Origin of the sequence: Actinoplanes sp. CA-051413 (genome assembly GCF_050955795.1) — a bacterium.
Lineage (GTDB): Bacteria > Actinomycetota > Actinomycetes > Mycobacteriales > Micromonosporaceae > Actinoplanes.
The window spans coordinates 2,565,865-2,584,676 of the sequence record NZ_CP192100.1 but is presented as its reverse complement, the minus strand read 5'-3'; the positions used below and the strand labels follow the sequence as shown (position 1 = coordinate 2,584,676).

Annotated in this window: 13 protein-coding genes, 1 tRNA gene and 1 pseudogene; 10 read left to right on the top strand and 5 right to left on the bottom strand. The window is 71.9% G+C overall.

The window, feature by feature from the left end:
* Positions 1-6 precede the first annotated feature (6 nt).
* The 3 genes from ACQP2Y_RS12330 to ACQP2Y_RS12320 are packed head-to-tail and all read left to right on the top strand — an operon-like array spanning position 7 to position 4,620.
* Positions 7-1,557: a DUF6519 domain-containing protein gene (locus tag ACQP2Y_RS12330; RefSeq protein WP_433727411.1), complete on the top strand. Its 1,551-nt coding sequence runs from the start codon at positions 7-9 to the stop codon at positions 1,555-1,557.
* Between the two features lie 21 nt (positions 1,558-1,578).
* A complete protein-coding gene (locus ACQP2Y_RS12325) occupies positions 1,579-2,286 on the top strand; it encodes a glycosyltransferase family 2 protein (protein ID WP_433727409.1) in 708 nt (235 codons plus the stop codon).
* A gap of 21 nt (positions 2,287-2,307) precedes the next feature.
* Positions 2,308-4,620: a glycosyltransferase gene (locus tag ACQP2Y_RS12320; protein WP_433727407.1), complete on the top strand. Its 2,313-nt coding sequence runs from the start codon at positions 2,308-2,310 to the stop codon at positions 4,618-4,620.
* Positions 4,621-4,642: 22 nt separating this feature from the next.
* Here the strand turns inward: ACQP2Y_RS12320 and ACQP2Y_RS12315 are convergent, their stop codons facing one another.
* Entirely contained in the window at positions 4,643-4,957 is a 315-nt protein-coding gene (locus ACQP2Y_RS12315; protein ID WP_433727405.1) for a hypothetical protein, read from the bottom strand.
* Between the two features lie 9 nt (positions 4,958-4,966).
* A complete protein-coding gene (locus tag ACQP2Y_RS12310; protein WP_433727403.1) occupies positions 4,967-6,472 on the bottom strand; it encodes an eCIS core domain-containing protein in 1,506 nt (501 codons plus the stop codon).
* Positions 6,473-6,587: 115 nt separating this feature from the next.
* Here ACQP2Y_RS12310 and ACQP2Y_RS12305 point away from each other — a divergent pair, with 115 nt between their 5' ends.
* The 4 genes from ACQP2Y_RS12305 to ACQP2Y_RS12290 all read left to right on the top strand — a co-directional run bounded on the left by ACQP2Y_RS12305 (position 6,588) and on the right by ACQP2Y_RS12290 (position 14,224).
* Complete coding sequence (locus ACQP2Y_RS12305; RefSeq protein WP_433727401.1) at positions 6,588-8,510, top strand: eCIS core domain-containing protein; 1,923 nt, start codon at positions 6,588-6,590, stop codon at positions 8,508-8,510.
* A gap of 8 nt (positions 8,511-8,518) precedes the next feature.
* The gene (locus tag ACQP2Y_RS12300; protein ID WP_433727399.1) at positions 8,519-10,576 is read left to right on the top strand and encodes an eCIS core domain-containing protein; all 2,058 of its coding nucleotides are present in this window, start codon (positions 8,519-8,521) and stop codon (positions 10,574-10,576) included.
* Positions 10,577-10,809: 233 nt separating this feature from the next.
* Complete coding sequence (locus ACQP2Y_RS12295) at positions 10,810-13,188, top strand: eCIS core domain-containing protein (RefSeq protein ID WP_433727397.1); 2,379 nt, start codon at positions 10,810-10,812, stop codon at positions 13,186-13,188.
* Positions 13,189-13,192: 4 nt separating this feature from the next.
* On the top strand, positions 13,193-14,224 hold the full coding sequence (locus tag ACQP2Y_RS12290) for a HEAT repeat domain-containing protein (protein ID WP_433727395.1): 1,032 nt from the start codon (positions 13,193-13,195) through the stop codon (positions 14,222-14,224).
* 17 nt (positions 14,225-14,241) lie between these two features.
* Here ACQP2Y_RS12290 and ACQP2Y_RS12285 read toward each other — a convergent pair whose 3' ends face one another.
* Positions 14,242-14,487 (bottom strand): hypothetical protein, encoded by a 246-nt coding sequence (locus tag ACQP2Y_RS12285; RefSeq protein WP_433727393.1) that lies wholly within the window; start codon positions 14,485-14,487, stop codon positions 14,242-14,244.
* A gap of 73 nt (positions 14,488-14,560) precedes the next feature.
* On the bottom strand, positions 14,561-15,622 hold the full coding sequence (locus ACQP2Y_RS12280; RefSeq protein ID WP_433727391.1) for an integrase core domain-containing protein: 1,062 nt from the start codon (positions 15,620-15,622) through the stop codon (positions 14,561-14,563).
* A gap of 7 nt (positions 15,623-15,629) precedes the next feature.
* Here ACQP2Y_RS12280 and ACQP2Y_RS12275 point away from each other — a divergent pair.
* Both ACQP2Y_RS12275 and ACQP2Y_RS12270 read left to right on the top strand, forming a co-directional pair.
* Positions 15,630-16,130 (top strand): annotated as a pseudogene (locus ACQP2Y_RS12275) (recombinase family protein); the annotation flags it as partial.
* A gap of 156 nt (positions 16,131-16,286) precedes the next feature.
* Entirely contained in the window at positions 16,287-16,880 is a 594-nt protein-coding gene (locus ACQP2Y_RS12270; protein WP_433731914.1) for a hypothetical protein, read from the top strand.
* A 4-nt stretch (positions 16,881-16,884) separates the two neighbouring features.
* Here the strand turns inward: ACQP2Y_RS12270 and ACQP2Y_RS12265 are convergent.
* A tRNA-Leu gene (locus tag ACQP2Y_RS12265) sits at positions 16,885-16,969 on the bottom strand.
* Between the two features lie 188 nt (positions 16,970-17,157).
* On the opposite strand from ACQP2Y_RS12265, the gene ACQP2Y_RS12260 reads away from it, so the two are divergent.
* Positions 17,158-18,732: a tetratricopeptide repeat protein gene (locus ACQP2Y_RS12260; RefSeq protein WP_433727389.1), complete on the top strand. Its 1,575-nt coding sequence runs from the start codon at positions 17,158-17,160 to the stop codon at positions 18,730-18,732.
* The last annotated feature ends 80 nt before the right edge of the window (positions 18,733-18,812 follow it).

Here is an 18,812-nt window from a genome sequence, read left to right as displayed (position 1 = left end):
GCAGCCATGCAGGGGGACTTCTCGCGCATCACGTTCGACCGGGTCAAGCACGTCTCGACGGTGCTCAGCCAGCAGGGCCGCGTCACACTCGACGCCGACTTCAACGAGGCGATGGCGGTCCTGCTCCACCAGCTGCGCACGGCGGTGGCCGACCTCGTCGGGCCGGCCGGGGCGCCGATCGGGCCGGACGGCGGCTTCGAGATCGCCACGGCCGGCACCGCCACCAAGGAACCGGATCTGACGATCTCGCCCGGGCGAATGTACGTCGACGGGCTGCTCGTGGAGAACGACGCCGACGCCGCCACCTACTGGGACCAGCCCGACGGCTACCTCGACGCCGACATCGACGACGACCGGCTGCCGGACGCGCCGTACCTGGTCTATCTGCGGGTCTGGGAACGCCTGATCACGGCGGTCGAGGACCCGTCCATCCGGGAGATCGCCCTGGGCGACCTCGGCCCGGATTCCAGCGCCCGGGCCAAGGTGATCTGGCAGGTGGCGGCGACCCCGTCCGCCGTGTCAGGGTCGCCGCCCGGCCCGCCGAGCGCCGATGCCGCCCTGATCTGGCTGACCGAGAACTTCCAGCGCACCGGCGGGCAGATCCCGCTGCTGCAGGTGCGGGCCAAACGGCCGGACGACGCCGACGACGATCTGTGCGACGTGTCGCCGGAGTCACGCTACCGGGGGCTGGAGAATCAGCTCTACCGGATCCAGGTGCACACCGGAGGCGGTGCGCAGACGCTCGCCGCGCCGGCGTCGGGACGATCGCGCGGCCGCCGTGGCGCTCCACCCGCCGTCGTGGCGCAGGGCGCGACCTGGATGTGGTCGCGGGAGAACGCCTCCGTGGTGGCGCCGATCGCCTCGATCTCGGGCAACCTCGTACGGCTGGCTTCGCTGGGCCGCGACGGCAAGACGGCGTTCGACGCCGGCGACTGGGTGGAGATCGTGGATGACGCGTACGCCGCACGGGTCGCCGACGACGCCCCGGCCGCGCCGGCGCCCCCGCTGCGCCGGATCCGATCGGTGGACGTGACGGAACGGCTGGTGACGCTGGAGGATGACCCGTCCGGTGGCTACGGGCGCCACTCGAGCGGCACCGATCCGGGCCTGCACCCGCTGCTGCGCCGTTGGGACCACCGACCGACCGCGTCGACCGAGGACGGCCGGGTGCTCAAGGTCGGCACCGACGGCGCCCTGCCGTTGGTCACCGGCACCTGGATCGGTCTCGAGGACGGCATCGAGATCCGCTTCGCGGCACCCGACAGCGACGAAGCTCCGCGGTACCGCCGGGGCGACTGGTGGGCGATCCCGGCCCGGGTGGTCACCGGCGATGTGTGGCCCGCCGACGACGAGGCGATGCGGCCACCCGACGGGGTCGTCTACCACTACGCACCGCTGGCCTGGGTGGGCGACGAGGTGGCGGATCTTCGGATGCTGTTCCCGCCGGCCACCGGTTCGGCCCGGCCGGACCCGCTCTCCGGAGATTCGGCGCCATCGCGGTCCCGCACCGGCACGCCGGCCAAGGCCACCCGCCGACGCGCCCCGCGCAACCCGTGACCGGCGAGAGCGGGAGCATCGATGGCCACGCAGGTCACCTCGGCTCGGCTGTCGATCGTGATCACCTGTCACCGGTTCCTTCAGCGGTTGCGGGTCTCGATGCGCAACTGGTGTGCGCAGGACGCGCCCGCCGGCTCGTTCGAGATCCTCGTCGCGGATCCGCACAGCCCCGACGGGACCCGCGAATACCTCGCCACGGTGGCTCGCGCCTTCCCCGAACTGCGCGTCGTCGACGTCGCGGTGCGCCATGACCTGGCCCGCAACAAGGGCGCGCTGACCAACCACGCGGTCGAGGCCGCCGCGCAGCCCTGGGTCTGGCTCGCCGACGCGGACTGCGTCTTCCCGACGGACAGCGTCAGCCGCGTGCTCGCGCAGATCGAGGCGACCGGACCGCATCTGTACTTCGGACGCCGCCGGCACCTCGGCGGCGAGGCGACCGACGCGTTGATCGTGGGCCGGCGCGACGCGATCACCGAGTTCGACCGGCTCACCCGGGAAGCGGCCGACGCCGCGACGGACGAATACCCGTGGGGCTACACCCAGATAGTCCCGCGGGACGTGATCGCGTCGATCCGCTACACCACGGCCATCAACTCCTTCGCGCGCAGCGACGAGGTGTTCCTGGCGGCATGCCGGCGGCGCGGGCTGCGACCGCGGCTGGTGCCCGGACTGGAGTGCCTGCATCTCGCGCATCCGTTCGTCTGGCATGCGAACACGACTTTCCTGTAGCCGGGCTCGAGGAGGCCTCCGATGGCGACGCTGACCGTCGGTGTGCACGTGCACGCCGAACCGGCCCGGCTGCTGGCCACCCTGGCGGCCCTGGACGCGGCGCTGCCGGCCGGAGCAGCGGTCATGCTGCTGCCCGACGGACCCGACGCCGAGACCGCCCGCGCCCTGGCCAGGCACCCGGTGCTGAGCGACCTGCCCCAGTCGGGCACCTCGTCGCCCGGCGGACCGCCGGCCTGTTTCAACCGGCTTGCCGCGGCCGCGGACGGCGGCGACATAATCCTGCTGGAGAGCGGCGCCCGGCCGGCACCGGACGCCCTGACCACGTTGGCCGCGGCCCTGGCCTCCTCGGCACGGATAGGCCTGGCCGGCCCGTCGACCAATCGTTGCTGGAACGAGCAGGCCGTCCTGCCCGCCGCGTCGGGCAGCGCCGACGGGCTGGTCGCGGCCGCGCGGGCCGCCCACCGCCGCCACGGCCGGGCGCTGACGCCGCTGACGCCGCTGCACTCGCTCGCCGATTTCTGTTTCGCCGTCCGCGCCGATGTGATCGCGGCGGTCGGCGCCGCGGACGAGGGGTTCGGCCTGGGACCGTGCTGGGAAATGGAGTACAGCGCCAGGGCGGCCCGGGCCGGTTTCGTCGGGGTGTGGGTGGGCGCCGCGTTCGTGCACCGGGCGCCCTCCACCCGGCGGCGGGACACCGAGGAGCCGCGCCGTTTCGCCGCGAGCCGGCGGCGTTACCAGGACCGGCTGTGCGGGCTGCGCCTCGACGGGACCGCGGACGGTTACCGGGAACACTGCGCCGGCGACGCGTGCGATCACTTCGCGCCCGCGGACCGGATCCGGATCCGGCTGCCCTTGCCGGACCAGACGCCGCCCGCGGCCGGGCAGCACCCGGCCGCGAAGCTGAGCGGCCCGGTCACGACGTGCGTGCTGCCCACCGCGGACCGTACCGACTTCCTGCGCCAAGCGGTGCGTTACCTGCGTCGCCAGGACGATCCGTCCTGGGAACTGATTATCGTTAACGACGGCGAACACGATTCCCGCGCCGCCATCGGCGCGGAGGCGGACGACTCCCGGATCACCTGGCTGCGGCCGGCCCAGTCGCTGTCGATCGGGCACAAGCGCAACCTGGCGTGCGAGCAGGCCCGCGGCGAGTTCATCGCCCAGTGGGACGACGACGACTGGTACGGACCGGCGCGCTTGCGCACCCAGGTCGCGCCGTTGCTGGCCGGCGACGCGGACATCACCGCGCTGCGCGACGCCGTCTGGTTCGACGTACGGCGATGGCGGTTCCGCGTCCCGACGCCCGCGGCCCACCGCCGGTTGTTCGTCGGCGACGTGCACGGGGGCACCTTGGTCTTCCGGCGTTCGGTGTGGCAGCGCCAGTCCCGCTACCCCGATCAGTCGCTGGCCGAGGACGCGTTCCTGCTGCGGGGGGCGCTGAACCGGGGAGCGCGGCTGGCCGCGCTGCCGGCCGCCGGTCATTTCTTGTACGTGCGGCACGCCACCAACAGTTGGCGTCTTCATGATGGGAGCGAGACCTCCGCACGGGGCTGGCGGGAGGTCACCGAGCCGGCCGAGCTCGGCGCCGACCGGGAGTTCTACACGGCCGTCGGCGCCGGCACCCGGGCCGGCGCGGTCGCGGCCGGCCCGCTCGTCAGCTGCCTGATGCCGACGGCCGACCGCCGGGAGTTCGTACCGTCGGCGATCCGCTGTTTCCTCGATCAGAGCTACCCGGACCGCGAGCTCGTCGTCGTCGACGACGGACGGGACCCGGTGCGGGACATCGTCGCCGGCGCCGGGGTCCGCTACGTGCGTCTGGACCGCCGCACGGTGCTGGGCACGAAACGCAACATCGCCGCCGAGACCGCGCGCGGCGACGTGCTCGTGCACTGGGACGACGACGACTGGTCGCACCCCGACCGCCTGGCCCGTCAGGCCGCCGCGCTGACCGGCCGGATCGACGTGTGCGGTCTGGACGATCTGCTGTGGTGGGACGCCGATCGGTCCCGGGTCTGGCGCTACCGCTATCCGGGCCGGGGCCGGCCCTGGGCGGCCGGGAACACCCTCGCCTACCGCCGGCAAGCGTGGCGCCGGGCACCGTTTCGTCCGCTGTCGGTCGGTGAGGACACCGCGTTCATCTGGGGTCCCGGCCGCTTCGTGGTGCTGCCGCTGCACGACCCGTCGCTGGTGATCGGGATCATCCACGCCCACAACTCGAGCCCGAAGATCACCACCGGGCCGGGGTGGAGCCCGGCACCCACGGCGGCCGTCACCAGGATCGTCGGCCGCTCGCCCGGATGGTGGCCGGCCACCGAAGCCTGTACGGCGCGGTGAAGCGGAGCGCCGCACACCGCATTCACGGAGTGGCGCACGCCGCCGCCCGCAAGTCCTCGGTGCCCGCGCCTTCCAGTGGCTGCTCCCGGCCGACGGCGCTGACCAGGTATGCCCGCGCCGCAACCGGCTCACGAAGAGCGTCGCGCAGCTCCGCCGCGGCCGCGTCGTCGATGTCTTCGGTGGTGGCCACCACGGTCAGATACGGCGCATCTGACAACCGGGTGTCCACCACCTCCGCGCGCCACCTCGTGAGGTCGGCGACGCGGGCGGCGACCGCATCGACGTCGAGTTCGCCCACCGTTTCGGTCGGCCGCAGGCGCACCACGATCCGGGCCATCGTCACCTCCTACGGATGCGTGATGCTGGCGCCGCGCATGATGTACATGAACAGGTCGACCTTGCGGCAGGCGGGCTGCGGCCCCGGCGTGGCGCATTCGGCGGTGCCCACACCGCGGACGTCGATGAAGCGGGCCGCCGGGATGCCGCGGCCGACCAGATCCGCCTTGACGGCCTTGGCCCGGTCGAGCGAGATCTTGGCATTGTCGGCGGCGTTGCCGGCGCCGTCGGTGTGTCCGGCGACGTCGGCCTCGACGCCGGCGGTGTTCATGAAGCTGGTCGCGGTCGCGAGCTTGGCGGCCTGCGCCGCCGGGAGCGCCGCGACGCTGGACGAGCCGACCGGGAACTCCTGGATGGAGACGCGGGCCAGCGACTCACCGTGGTGCGGATCGGCGAACAGCCCACGCTGGTCCGCCGCGGCGATCCCCCGCTCGCCGGAGATCTTGTTCTCGATGGTGACGGTCGGATCGTGGCTGGGGCGGCCGCCGTGGGTCGCCGGCGGGCCGCTCGGGTGGGTGCCCCGAACGAACAGTCGCGCGTGACCGCACATCTCGTGGGCCAGCACCCGCCAGTTCTGGTACATGAACCGGTGCGCTCCGGCGCCCTTGGTCCAGGCCCCGAACTCGACGCCGGAGAAGCCGGAGTGCACGGTGACCGTACGCGTGACCGGGTCGGTGTGCGGCCAGTCGGCGTCGTTGACGAGGATGGTCCAGACGTCCGGATGGGTATGCATGGTGCAGAGGCAACCGCATGACTCGGCGGCCAGGGCAGCACCGGGCACCGGACACCGGCCACCGGTCGGCACCACCTTGCCGCCGCTCACGCCGAAGTCGGGGCACAGCGACTTGATGTAGCCGTCGACGACGGAGGCGTTCGTCTTCCCGCTCGGCGCCCCGGCCGGTACGGCCGCCGGATCGGCCACTTCGAGTTTGCGCTGGATCGTCGCGGGGCCGCCCGCGCCGCCCGCCGGCGCGGCGCTGACCGTCGCACCGCTCGTCGCCTGGTCGGCCGCGCGATCGGCGGCGATCTCGAGCGGGTCCGCCGGCCCACGATCGATCCCACCGGATCGCGGGTGCCGCCGTTGCTGCACCACGTGCGCGACCTCGTGGGCGAGGAGCCGATCACCGGCCGGTGTTCCCGGCCGCGGTGAGCCCGACCGGATCAGGATGTCGTTGCCGGAGGTGAGCGCCCGAGCCCGCAACGCCGCCGTGACGCCGTCGACCTCCGGACCGCTGTGGATCCGGACGTGGGAGAAGTCGGCGCGGAAGGCCGGTTCCCAGCCACGGCGCACCGACGCCGGCAGCGGGGCGCCGCCGTCCCGAGCGGTGATCCGCTGGATGCTCGCGCTCGCGTCGTTCAGCCGCTGTTCGCAGGTTGCGCCGTCGGGCGAACCGGTTGCGCACCGTTGGATCCAGACCGGTCGGCGGCCCTGGTCTGGACCGTGGACCGCCGGCGCGTCGACCCGGTCCGGGCCTCGCACCGACGGATGCTCCCGTGTTGCGAACGCGACCGACATGGCGTCCTCCCTGGCGACGTCCGACGGCGTCGGGCACCAGCTTCGCACCGAGCCGTCACCCGGGCGTCGCCCGCCGGGTGACAGTGCGGTGACGAGGCCGGCGGAAGCTGGCCCGGTGTTCGTGACACGCGCCGTGCGGCGGCGGCACGCCGGTGGCCAGGTGCCGGGCGTCAGCCATGCGCTCGCCGGACCCGGTGAACCGCTGCCTGCCACGATGAGACGGATGGCCGGGCACGACTTCACCTCGGTTCGCGTGCACACCGACCCGTCCGCGGCGGTTCTCGGCGCGGCGGCCTACACGGTCGGTGAGCACGTGGTCTTCGCGCCCGGACGCTACGCGCCGGCGACCCGCCGTGGCCGGCGCCTGCTGATGCACGAGCTGACCCACGTCGCACAGCAGCGCGGCACGCCGGTGGCGGACGGCGAGCCGGAAGTCGGCCGAACCGGCGATCCGGCCGAGCGGGAGGCGGACGCGGTCGCCGGCGCCGGCGCCGGCGCGTCCGCGGCCCTCGGGAAAGTGGCCGCACGGCCGAGCACGGCACCGGTGCTGCGCCGGGAGGGCGGCCGCGACGACGTCGAGCCGCACTACCCCACCGACGAGGAACGGCGCCGGATCGCGACGGCGTTGCGGCGCCCGGTGGACCAGCCCGTCGCGGACACCGAGCCCGCGACCGGCCAGGCGGGCGGGCGGCCGGACGCCCCTCCCCGCGTGCTCACCCAGACCGAGGTCGCCGCTGTGGTGGCCGGCTTGCGCGAACCGCTGCTGGCCAATATCAGGGCGCTGCGGGGCAGCACCGGCGCCAAACTGGACGAGTCCGTCGGCCTCGACGCCGCGACAGATGCGCGGCAGGCCATCTACCGCAGGTTCGGCGCATACACCTATCGCACCGTGACGTTGTCCAGGGACGCGACGGAGCCCTTGCCGACCCGGCGTCCGGCCGGACGGGTCCCGTTGACCTTCGGGGACACCTCGCGACTGGGCTTGACTCTCGCCCGCAACCGCGCCGAGACCAAATGCGGCGCATGCATCAGGGCGATGGCCGGCCTCGCGAGCGGCTCTCGTACCGAGGTGCTCGATCAGCTCGCGCACAGTCTGCAGAGTACGCATGCCGAAGAACTGAGCAAGGCCGCCGGCGCGAACATCGGTGGCAACTACTCGACCGCGCAGGACCGGGTCAACCTGCCCCTCAACCGGCCCCGGGACGAGGTGTACGCGATCGCGGTCCACGAACTCATCCACGCGCTGGCGCACCCGGTCTTCACCGCGGCGTTCCGCGACGAGGTGCACATCGTCGAAGGGTTCACCGACTACTTCGCACGGCAGATCGTGCCCCCCGGCGCCGGCGGCGGCGAGTACGGCGATGTCGTCGCCGACGTCGATGCCGTCCGGGCGGCCATGCGCGGTCCGTTCCTGGTCGAGCTCGACCCCGGTTCCGCCGAGGAGAGCCTGCGGCTGGCCTACTTCCGCGGCCGCCTGGAGCTCATCGGCTGGCGCCCCACCGACCCCGGCGAGCAGGGCTCGGTCACCGCGGCTGGTGGTTCGAAGGTGTGGGACGCCGCCACCGCCCGGCGGGCTGCCGAGAAGTACCAGCGGCACGCGAACACGGCGCAGGCAGCGAGCCGCAACGTACTCGGCGTCGGAATCTTCTTCGGCACCCACGCGCCCGGGGACGCGACCGTCACCGTCCGCTTCGCGCGGGTGCTGGTCCGCAGCGAGCCGTACGCCCGCGCCCAACTGCTGGCCGAGGGGCAGCTGCTGGGGTCGCCGGTGGCCAGCCCGAGGCAGTTCGCCGCGAGCATCGGCCTGGCCGCCGAATATCAGGAACCCACGTTCTTCCTCGGTGGTGGTCTGCGCTTCGTCGGGACCGCGGTGCAGGGGCCGGCCGCCGACCGGCTCGACCTGTCGCCGTTCCTCGGCGTCGGAGTCCGCGCCTGGCAGCCGGTGCGGGTCGGCCTGGAAGGCTTCGTCCTGGTGCCGCTGACCGGTGGCGAGACCCGTGTCGGCGCGGGTCTCACGCTGGGCGTCGAGTTCAAGTAGGAGACGCCGTGGCCGAGCGCGCCACCCCAATGCGCCAGGCGGCGCCCGTGCGATCCGCGCCGTCGCAGGGGCTCGCACGGGCCCGGGCGGCGGCGACACCCGCCCGCGGCTGCGCCGCCGAGAGCGCCGCCGTGCTGTCCCCCGCCGTCCGCGCGGCGGTGAACACCCCCGCCGAGTCGCTCAACGCCGAGGTCCGGCGGGTTCTGGAACCCGGCCTCGGCTTCGACCTGTCCACCGTGCGCGTCCACACCGCCGGGGCGGCGGCGTGGTCGGCCGCGACGGTTCGCGCCCGCGCGTACACGGTCGGCCGGGACATCGTCTTCGGCGCCGGGCAGTACGCGCCCGGCAGCGCCGCCGGGCGGGCACTGCTCGCGCACGAGCTGGGCCACGTCCGCGACAGCCGGTCCGGGCCGGCGCGGCTGCTGCGCCAACCGGTCGAGGCACCGCTGGTCCCGCCGACGGTCGACGACCAGCGACAGACGGTCGAGGACTCCATCTCGTTCCTCGGCGGCGCCGCCGAGTTCTACGCGATCCGCCTGCGGGCGCCGCGCCGCCGGCCCCAGCAGGAACCCCAAGGAGTACGGGTGCAGCTGAGCCGGTTGGGGACCCAGCTGGCTGGCTGGCTGCGTACCCGCGACACCGCCGCCCAGCTCATCGACACCGCGCTGGGCGCCGAGCAGACACTCACCGAGCGGCTGCGCAAGGCCTACCGCGACGCGGTGACGGCGTTGCTGGAGGCCGCCGCGCTGGAGGGCCGCCGACTGAACGCCGACGCCGCCACCGGGGACAGCCCTCACCAGTTGTTCCAGCGATACCGGGCCGTGATCCACGAGTGGGCCTGGCCGACGACCGTCGCGGATCCGCAGGGCACGGCGCTGCTGGGCGGGCTGTCGGACGACGAGCGGGCCCGGATCCGCTTCGGCGACCAGTACCAGTTCACGCCCGCGCTCCTGGATTCCCTGTTCCATCCCCGGGCGGTGCCCGTGCCGTCGCCGCCCGGGACGACGGTGGTCCTGGCACCCGGTGGCTCACCCCGGATCCGCGCCGGTCTCACCCGGCTCGCGGCCAGCCTGCTCACCACGTTCGCTCCACCGATGCCGGTGGACACCACCGCGACAACGGCATTGGATCTCGGCCGGTATGGCGGTGACTGGGCCGTCTACCGCTTCACCCATGTCCAGCGGTCCGCCCCGAAAGGTCGGGAGATGCTCGTCGAGCGGGTGAGCTCGATCGCCCCCGACCAGCGCCCTCCGCAGCAACAACAGGTACCCGCCGAGATCTTCGCCCGGCTCGGCTTCGTCCGCGCCACGGCGACGGCGGGGATCACCGACTGGTCCGCCGACCAGTTCACGCTGCTGCAGTCGGCGATCGCCCAGATACCGGAATCGATGCTGGCAACGGTGCGCGGCATGACCTTCATCCGCGTCCCCGGCGCCAACCCCGCAGATGCCACCCTGGGCGCTTCCTACTCCATCGAAGAGCATGCGATCCGGGTGTTCGACACGGCGTTCGGCTCGCCCGAACCGACCTTCGCCACTCCGGGCGGACGGGCGTCGACCGCGTTCGACCGGCTGATCCTCCACGAGGTCGGGCACGCACTGGACGACGCACCGGTCCGCGAGCCGCTGGCCACGTTCCGGTCGAGCTTCGCCCAGCAGAGCCGGTTCCATCGCACCCCGATCCCGGGCCAGCCCGGAACAGTCACTCTGCCGGCGGCCGAGAAGGCCCCATGGGCGGCATTGCTGAAGCGGCTGAAGAAGGAGGAGGCAACACTCACGGCCGGACGGACGTTGTCCGGCCGGCGCCAGGCGCGGAACGCGGCCGGGCTTCTCGATTGGACCGATGTGCTGCCTCCCGGTGAGGCGAACGACTTCCGCACCGCCGCAGCGGCGGACGGCCTGGCCGGGCTCACCGCCTATGCGGACACCTCCATCGCGGAGAACTTCGCGGAGACGTTCTCGTTCTACATCGCCGACCCTCAGTCGTTGTCCCGGTTGCGTCCCCACCTCTACGCCTACTTCGCCGCGAGATTCCCCGACCCGCAACGCCCGCCGCCCACCCCCTGACAGCGATTGGGCCCTCAGGTGACGAGACGGTGACGAGCGGGTCCGAGGATGGTAAACGTCAGCCCTTGCAGGCACGGACGCGGCGGGAGGTGAGCGTGCGTTCGCTGGTAAGCCGACCCGTAGCTACCCGGTCCAGGCCAGACGGTCCGGCCGCCGACGGTCCGGCCGCCGACGGTCCGGTCCGCCGGGCGGGCATCCGTGCGTCCGCGCCGGAGGTCACGGATCCGACCGGGATGCCGGTGGCGGTCCGGGCCCGGATGGAGTCCGCGCTAGGCGCGGACTTCTCCGACGTGCGCGTGCACACCGGCTCGGCACGCGCCGTGCGACTCAGGGCGCTCGCCTTCACGCAGGGCAGCGACATTCACGTCGCGCCCGGACAGTGGGCGCCCGACACATCGCGTGGCCGGCTGCTGCTCGGCCACGAGCTCGGGCATGTGCTGCAACAACGGTCGGGTGCCGTGCGTGCGACCACGCAGCTGGCCGGATCGGGACTCAACACCGAGCCGGCGTGGGAGAGTCAGGCGGACGCCCTGGGGAGGCGGGCGACCGCCGACGGCGCGCCCGCCACCTCAGTGCCACACGCCGGTACGGTCAGCTCCGGCGGCACGGTTCAGCGTCAGCCCGTGGCGCCGCCCGCCGCGGGCTCGGCGGTGGAGCGGGTGCTGGACGCCCTCGGCGTGGTGAGTCCGATCGCCGGGGTGGGCGACTTCCCGGCCGCGTTCGCCGTTCTGGACGGCCTGCCGATGGACGAGCTCCTGGGTACGCTGACCGACCTGGAACGGCGATCTCAGCTCGACCTGCTCATCGGCAACGCCGGGTCGGCGGCAAGCGCGGCCGACGCCGCCAGGATCGTGACGGCCATGCGGGTCGTCCGGCTCAGCCACGGCGCCGGAGCCGATCCACGGGCCGCTGACACGGCGGCCGGCGCCTCGGGTCTGCCACCGGGCGACCAACTGGCGATGCGCAACTACCTGGTGCCGCTGCGTCCCCCGATACCGACCACCCGCGGCGCGGACCAGCGGGTGTCGCCCCCGGGTCGGGCGGCCGCGCTACCGTCGGCCGATCTCGCCCGCGAGCTGGGTTACGAGCTGGATCCCAGCAGCCGTCCGGCGCCCGCCGCACCGGTGCCGGTGCGGCGGGGTGCCCCGCGACCGCCCGCCCCCGCACCGGCGCCCCGCATACCGTGGGACGGCACCACCGGTGCGCTCGGCGCGGCGGCAGCGCGCGCGACGATGCAGGCCGAACTCTTCGTGGCCTTCGACGAATATCTCAAATACGAACGGCCGGAGACGGTTGCCGCCGCGGGACTCCCCCGGGTGCCGTTCAGCACGCCGCCCGCCGCGGTCGGTGGCGCCGCACCGGCGCCGACGGGCGTGGTCGACATCGCCAACCAGGCTCGCGCCGCACTGGAGACGCGGTACGCCACCACGATCGAGGCCGCCGCCACGAGCCCCGCGCAGGTCCAGGCCAGAGGCCCGTTTCAGACGACCGGCCCGGACAAGAATCTCTTCGACCCGTCCAGCGAGGCCGACCGGACCACGTTCACCGGAGACCCCGACCTCGCACGCGGGGTCGCCTGGTGGCTGTTCGAGAACGATGTCCCCGGCAGCGCCGGCGCGGCCGGTTCACGACGCTTCGCCAAGGAGATCCTGGACGCACACCACTACTCCACCGACGATCCCGGCGCCGAGGATTTCCGGTGGGAGGTGGCCGACGCCTACGCGGCCGCTTCGACGCTCCCGCCCAGCAACAAACGTCAGCTGATCGACTACCGGATGACCGGCTGGAGCGAGAGCGGGAAGACCGGCATCACCCTGCAGTCGTCATACGCTCCCGGCGCCGATGCCCGTCGGGCGGAGCTGACCCAACGCTGGACGATCTTCCGAACCGCGACGCACGAAAGTCTGCATCTGCGCGCGCACCCAGCCTTCGTCGACGCGCAGCAGAGCCGCGGCACGATGATCGAGGGGTTCGTCGAGATGTTCACGATCTCGACGCTCAACACCGATGTGCTACCCCGCGCCCGTGCCGGTGACGCCGAACCCCTGCGCCGTACCGTCGAAGGGGCGTCGTCGCCGCCGAAACCCGATGCCACGCTCATCGTCAACGCGGTCACCCCGGCTCAGTACGCCCTCCACCGGGCGCAGGCGGAGCGGATCCGCGATGGTGGCACGCCTCCGGGCGGATCCCCGCACGCGGGCGTCGGCGAGGCCGGCGTACGGGCGGCGTTCTTCCAGGGCCACGTCGAGTTCCTGGGTCTGGCGCGCACCGGTCCGCAGCTGGCGACGTTGCCGGTGGCGGGTGCGCCGGTACGGACCTGGATCCCGGCCGGTATCGCCGGCCTGGACGATCTGGCGCGGCGCAGCGGCGTGCCACGGCCGGCGATCGTGCGGGACAACCCTGGGATCACCGACGCACTGCCGCCCACCGCGGTCCTCGCCGGCTGCCGCGAGCACTGGGTCGTCGCCGGTGAGACGCGGGCCATGATCGCCGCACAGCACGGCGTGGCGCAGGCCGACCTGGTCCGGGCCAACCCCGGCATCGCCCTCGACCCGGCCAACGCGTGGCCGCCGTTGACCGCTGGACAGAAGATTCTGATCCCGGTGCACTGACGTGGTGGACACGGTCGATCCGGGCGCGCGCTACCGCGACTACCTCGCAACCTTCGGCATCGCGGAGCCCGGCGACCGGGTGGTCGAGCGGCACGGCCTCGGCACCGGCTACGTCCGCTTCTTCGCCTACCTCGATGCCGAGGGTCTGCGGCTCAAGGCGGCCGTCACCCCCGACGCCATGGTCCGGCCGGGCGGACACTCCGACGACGACTGGTACGGCTTCCTCGCCGGCATGCCGAGCGCGGCGGTCGCGGCCGAGCGGATCGCGTGGCTCGAGACCACCGCGGTGCCGCCGCACGCCCTGCCGATGCCACCGGTGGTTGCGCTCGTCCCCGGTGACCGGCCGGCGGCCGGCATCGATCCGGCACAGCTGGCGTTGGTCACGTCGCCGTCGCTGCACCGGAGCGGTACCCAAACCCTGGTCCTGATCGCCTGGCTTCTGGCCGGGGGTGCCCGCGTTCCGCAACGGTGGACGGTGATCGCGCGCGCGGGCACATCCGCCGATGTCAGCCGCGTCTCGGCGTTCGAGCTCCTGGCGACCCGAGCGGCCGGCGCGGCGGCCGCGGCGGCCGAAGCCGAGGCACGCGCCCGGCAGCTGCTCGTCTCCGGTACGGACGACCAACGGAGGTGGGCTCTCCATCAGGTCGCCGAGGTGCCGGCCATTCCCGCGGTAGCCGCCGTGCTGGCCGATCTCGGCGCCGACGCCGATCTCCGGCTGATCGCCGCCGGTACCCTCGCACGCATCGCCGATCCGGCGGTCGTCGTCCCGCTCCGCGCGGCCCTGCGCACGGACCCGGCGGCCGAGGTGAGACGTGGCAGCGCGCAGGCGATCGGCCGCATCGGCGGCGCCGAGGCGATATCAGCGCTCGCCGAAGCCGCGTCGCGTGAGCCGGACATGCTCGTACGCATGGAGATCGTCCACGCACTCAGGGCGCAGGGGGCCGGCGCGCGCGCCGTCCTGGCCGGGATAGCCGACGGCGACCCCGACGCTGCCGTCCGCCAACTCGCCCGCTACGGCTTCGACTCGATCAGGTGATCCGGCGCCGACGTTTCTCAGATGGACTTCTTGCGCGTCAGGTCGTCCAGCAACGCGGTCTTGACCCATCCCTGTTTGCCGGTCTGCAAACCTTCGGTGACGATGACGCTGCTCCAGTCGGCATGCGCCGCGTCGGCCTGGCCGGTGATCTCCACCCGTGCGTTGAGCTTGACCTTCGCGACCTGCGTGCCGACATCGGCGCGCTCCATCAGTCGCGTGCCGGCCCGCGCGACGTACTTTCCGAGCGTCATCGGCAGCGCCAACCTCGCCTCGTTCCGATCGTGCACCGTGCCAAAACCCCGTTCATGGCCGTGATCTGACACTTTGAAGATTTCGTCAAGCTGCCCGGTGGTACTCGTTGATCACGCCGCTGAGGCGTTGTCGGCGTCGTACCGGGGCGTCCATCGCGATCACGACTGCCGGGTCGTGGTTCGGTGGTAACTGTTGCCGGCCTTGATGCGGGCGGTGATCATTGAAGTGGTCCACGTACTCGCCGACCACCGCGAGGGCGTGTCGCTCGTGGTAGATCAGCAACTGGTCGGTGCACTCGGCACGCAGGCTACGACCCCACCGTTCGATAAAGCAGTTCGCCCGCGGTGTCCGCGGCGGGATCTTGACCACGGTGATGCCTTCGGAAGCGAAGACCTCGTCGAACGCGGCGCTGTACTTGCCGTCCCGGTCGCGGATCAGGAAACGGAACTGGCCGGCACGGTCGCCGAGGTCCATGACAAGGTTGCGGGCCTGCTGGACAACCCAGGCGTGATCCGGATTGGCGGTGACCCCGAGCAGGTGGACCCGGCGGGTGGCCACCTCCATCACCACCAGCACGTAGAGCCGCTTGAGCAGGATCGTGTCGACGTGGAAGAAATCGATGGCCAGCAGACCGTGGGCTTGCGCGCGCAGGAACGTCCGCCAGCTGGTGTCCACGACCCGAGGCGCCGGTCCGAGCCGTCGGGCGGCGAGGATACGGCGGATCGTTCCCGCGCCGACACGATGGCCCAGCCGCAGCAGCTCACCCTGAATGCGCCGATGTCCCCACCGTGGGTTCTCCCGGGCGAGGCGCCGCACAAGGTCGCGGACCTCGTCGCTGACCGGCGGCCGACCTGTCTTACGGGGATGAGTCCAGTGCCGGCGCAGCAGCCGCCGGTGCCAGCCGAGCAGCGTGGCAGGGGTGACCAGCCGGCGAGCCCGGACAGCGGCGGGTAGCAGCCGGGCAAGGCCGGACAGGATGACCCGGTCCGGCCAGGACAACCGGGGCCGACCCTTCAACTGCTGCCGGAGCACCGCCACCTCATGACGCAGGACGAGAACCTCGGCGACCACCGCTGTCTCGCTACGAACCAGCAACCCGAGAGCACCGACCAGCCTGATCATCATCAGGTACAGCAGCCGAATCACCACACCGATGATCGTCACCACGAACTGCGAAGCCCCAGCTCACTGGTTGTGCGACGAGTTCTGGCACGGTACACGCTACCTCGGCGGCCAGCCACCCTACGGCTACACCCTTGCCGACCTCGGCCCGCACCCCAACCCCGCCAAAGCCGCCGACGGACGCCGCCTGCACGGCCTGGTGCCCGACGACAACACCGCCCCCACCGTGCGACGCATCTACAGCGAGTTCCTCGCTGGCAACGGCCTCTACGTCATCGCTGAAAGCCTCACCGCCGACGGCATCGCCAGCCCGTCCGGCTAAGACCGCAAACGCAATCCACACCGGCCCGGCCTTGCCTGGTCCAAGAGCGCCATCCGCGTGATCCTGACTAACCCCCGCTACACCGGCCACCAAGTCTGGAACCGGCAACGCACCGACGAGGTCCTGCTCGACGTCAACGACGTCGCGCTCGGCAACACCGCCATCGTGCGGTGGAACCCCAAAGAACGGTGGGTGGTATCCAAGGACATCGTTCACCCCCCGCTGATCGACACCTCCACCTTCGAACAGGTCCAACAAATCCTGCACGGCCGCGGCAGTGGACCCGGCCACGAACACAAGAAGCACCGCAGCCGCCACCCCTACGTCCTCAAAGGGCTCGTCTACTGCGCCGTCTGTCAACGCCGCATGCAAGGCCAGAGATCAAACGGCGAGGCCTACTACCGGTGCCGCTACGCCCAGGAATACGCCCTTGCCAACAAGATCGACCACCCGCGCAACGTCTACCTCCGCGAACGTGACCTCGTCACACCCCTGGACCAGGCACTCGCATCCGCGTTCACACCGAACCGCATCGAAGACACCATCACCCGCCTGACCGACAGCCAGCAGCCGCCACCCAGCGACGATCACATCGCCCGACAAGCCAGCACTGGACTCGCCGCCTGTGACAAGAAGCTGGCCAGCTACCGCGCCGCTCTCGACGCTGGCGCCGACCCGGCCGTGGTCACCACCTGGATCACACAGACCCAGAACGAACGCCAGCGCATCGAGCGTTTACTCGCCGCCACACCGCTGCTTGAGTCCCGACCACGACTGACCCGCGACCAGATCACAGCCATCGTCCAACAAGTCGGCGAACTCACCACCGTCCTGGCCGGAGCAGACCCCGCCGACCGCGCCGAGGTCTACCGACAACTCGGACTCAAACTCACCTACCACCCAGAACAACAAAAGCCCGCGTACAGGCACAGCCTGACGCGGACTCATATGGGGAAATAGTTCGTGTCCGAGGGGGGACTTGAACCCCCACGTCCGATAAAGGACACTAGCACCTCAAGCTAGCGCGTCTGCCATTCCGCCACCCGGACAAGGTGAGCACAGCGTAACCGGTTCGACCTGCGGTTCGCATCCGCAAGTGGCCGCCCGGCGGGCTGCACAGGAGAGAAATATACACGCCCCTCGGGCACCCTCACAGGCCACCCCCGGACCGGACATATCGGGACAGCGGGACCGCCCGTACTGGCGTCGCCGGACGGCAAAGGGCAGCATGGCCTGCGTGTCTCAGCCGTCCCCGCTCTTCGCCGCCCGGCAGCGTGCGCTGGCCCTCGCCGATTCCGGCGATCTTGGGCAGGCGCGCGCTGTGCTCGAGCATGCCGTTGATCTGGGGCGGGCCAATCTTGGCGAGGACGACCCTGACGTCCTACTGACCGCTCAGCAGCTCGCCACCGTGCATCAGCGTGCCGATGATCCTTCCGGTGCGCGGCGGGTGCTGGAGGAGGCGTACGCGGCCGGGCAGTGGCGGCTCGGGGACACCGACCCGGTCATGCTGGGGATCTCCTTCGATCTGGGCGTCGTTGCCGAGGAGATGGAGAACCGGCACGAGGCCCGGCGGGCGTTCGGCCGTGTGGTCGCGCACGGCCCAGCCGCGCTCGGCGCGGACCACTGGGCCGTCGTCCGCGCGCGCTCCTACCTGGGGGAAGACCCGCCGACGGTACGCATGGAGCTGCCGGCCGAGCAGCTGCAACGCTTCCAGGTCCCGCCGCAGCGGCAGGCGCCCCAGGACCAACAGGCACTGGTACGCCCTCAGCAGAGCCCCCTGCCACAGCAGCCCGTTGCGGAACCCCAGCCCCGCTACTTCCCCGAACCCGAGCCAAGCCCGCTACCGACGGCTCCCACCTACGGGCAGCCGGCCCCGCCCAGCTACGAGCGGCCCTCCGCCGGCGATTCAGCGGCCACCGGCCTCTCCCCGCACAGCTATGACCCGGCTCCCCCGAGCTACGACCAGGCAGCGGTCCCCCAGTCAGCTCCGCCAAGGTTCGACCAGTCAGTCGCCTCGCAGCCGGCACCGCCGAGCTACGACCAGACGCCCGCATCACGGTCGGCGCCGCCGAGCTACGACCAGAGCACCGCGTCACAGCCGGTGCCGCCCAGCTACGGCCAGCCTGCCGCATCATCGTCGGCTCCCCCCGCCTACGGGCAGCCGATGCCGCCTCCCGTCCCGCCGAGCCGCGCTCACGGCGTACCCCCGGCTTTTGCGCCGCCTGGACCACCGCCTGCCGCGACCGAATTCCCTGGCCACGGTTATCAGCCCGAACCCGGCTACTTCCAGCAGAGCCGCTACGACCAGCAGCCCATGCCGCAGATCATCTCCGCGCCACCGATCACCTCAGCCGTTCCGGCGAGCAGCGGCGATTCGTCGTACTCCCGGAAGGCCCCGGCCCTTTTCGCGGCGATTGCCGCGGTCTTCGGGGTGATCATCGCCGTGGTCGCGCTGGTTGTCGTTCTGGCCAACCGGGGTGACGATCCGGCCTCTGATGTGCCAACTCTCGCCGGCCCCGCTCCTAGCGATGTGCGCATGCGCGACTACGGATCGTCGGTCAAGCTGTTCTGGGCTGATCCGGCCAACGGGCGGGCCTCGTTCGTCGTCACCGGGGGCAAGCCCGGGGAACAGCTTCGGCCGATGGGTCAGGTCGGGCCGACCACGACCACGTTCGATCTCAATGGACTGAACGCTGACCTGGACTATTGCTTCGCTGTCGTGGCTGTCTACACCACCAGCCAGTTCTCGACCTCGCCGCAGATCTGCACCAGCCGGGTCCCTCGCTCGACCAAGCCCTCGCCCGGCAAATGATGATCACTCTCGGCGATCATCACTATCCACAACCGTGACTTGCCGGGTGTCCACACCGACCCCCATCCCCCTATGATGGC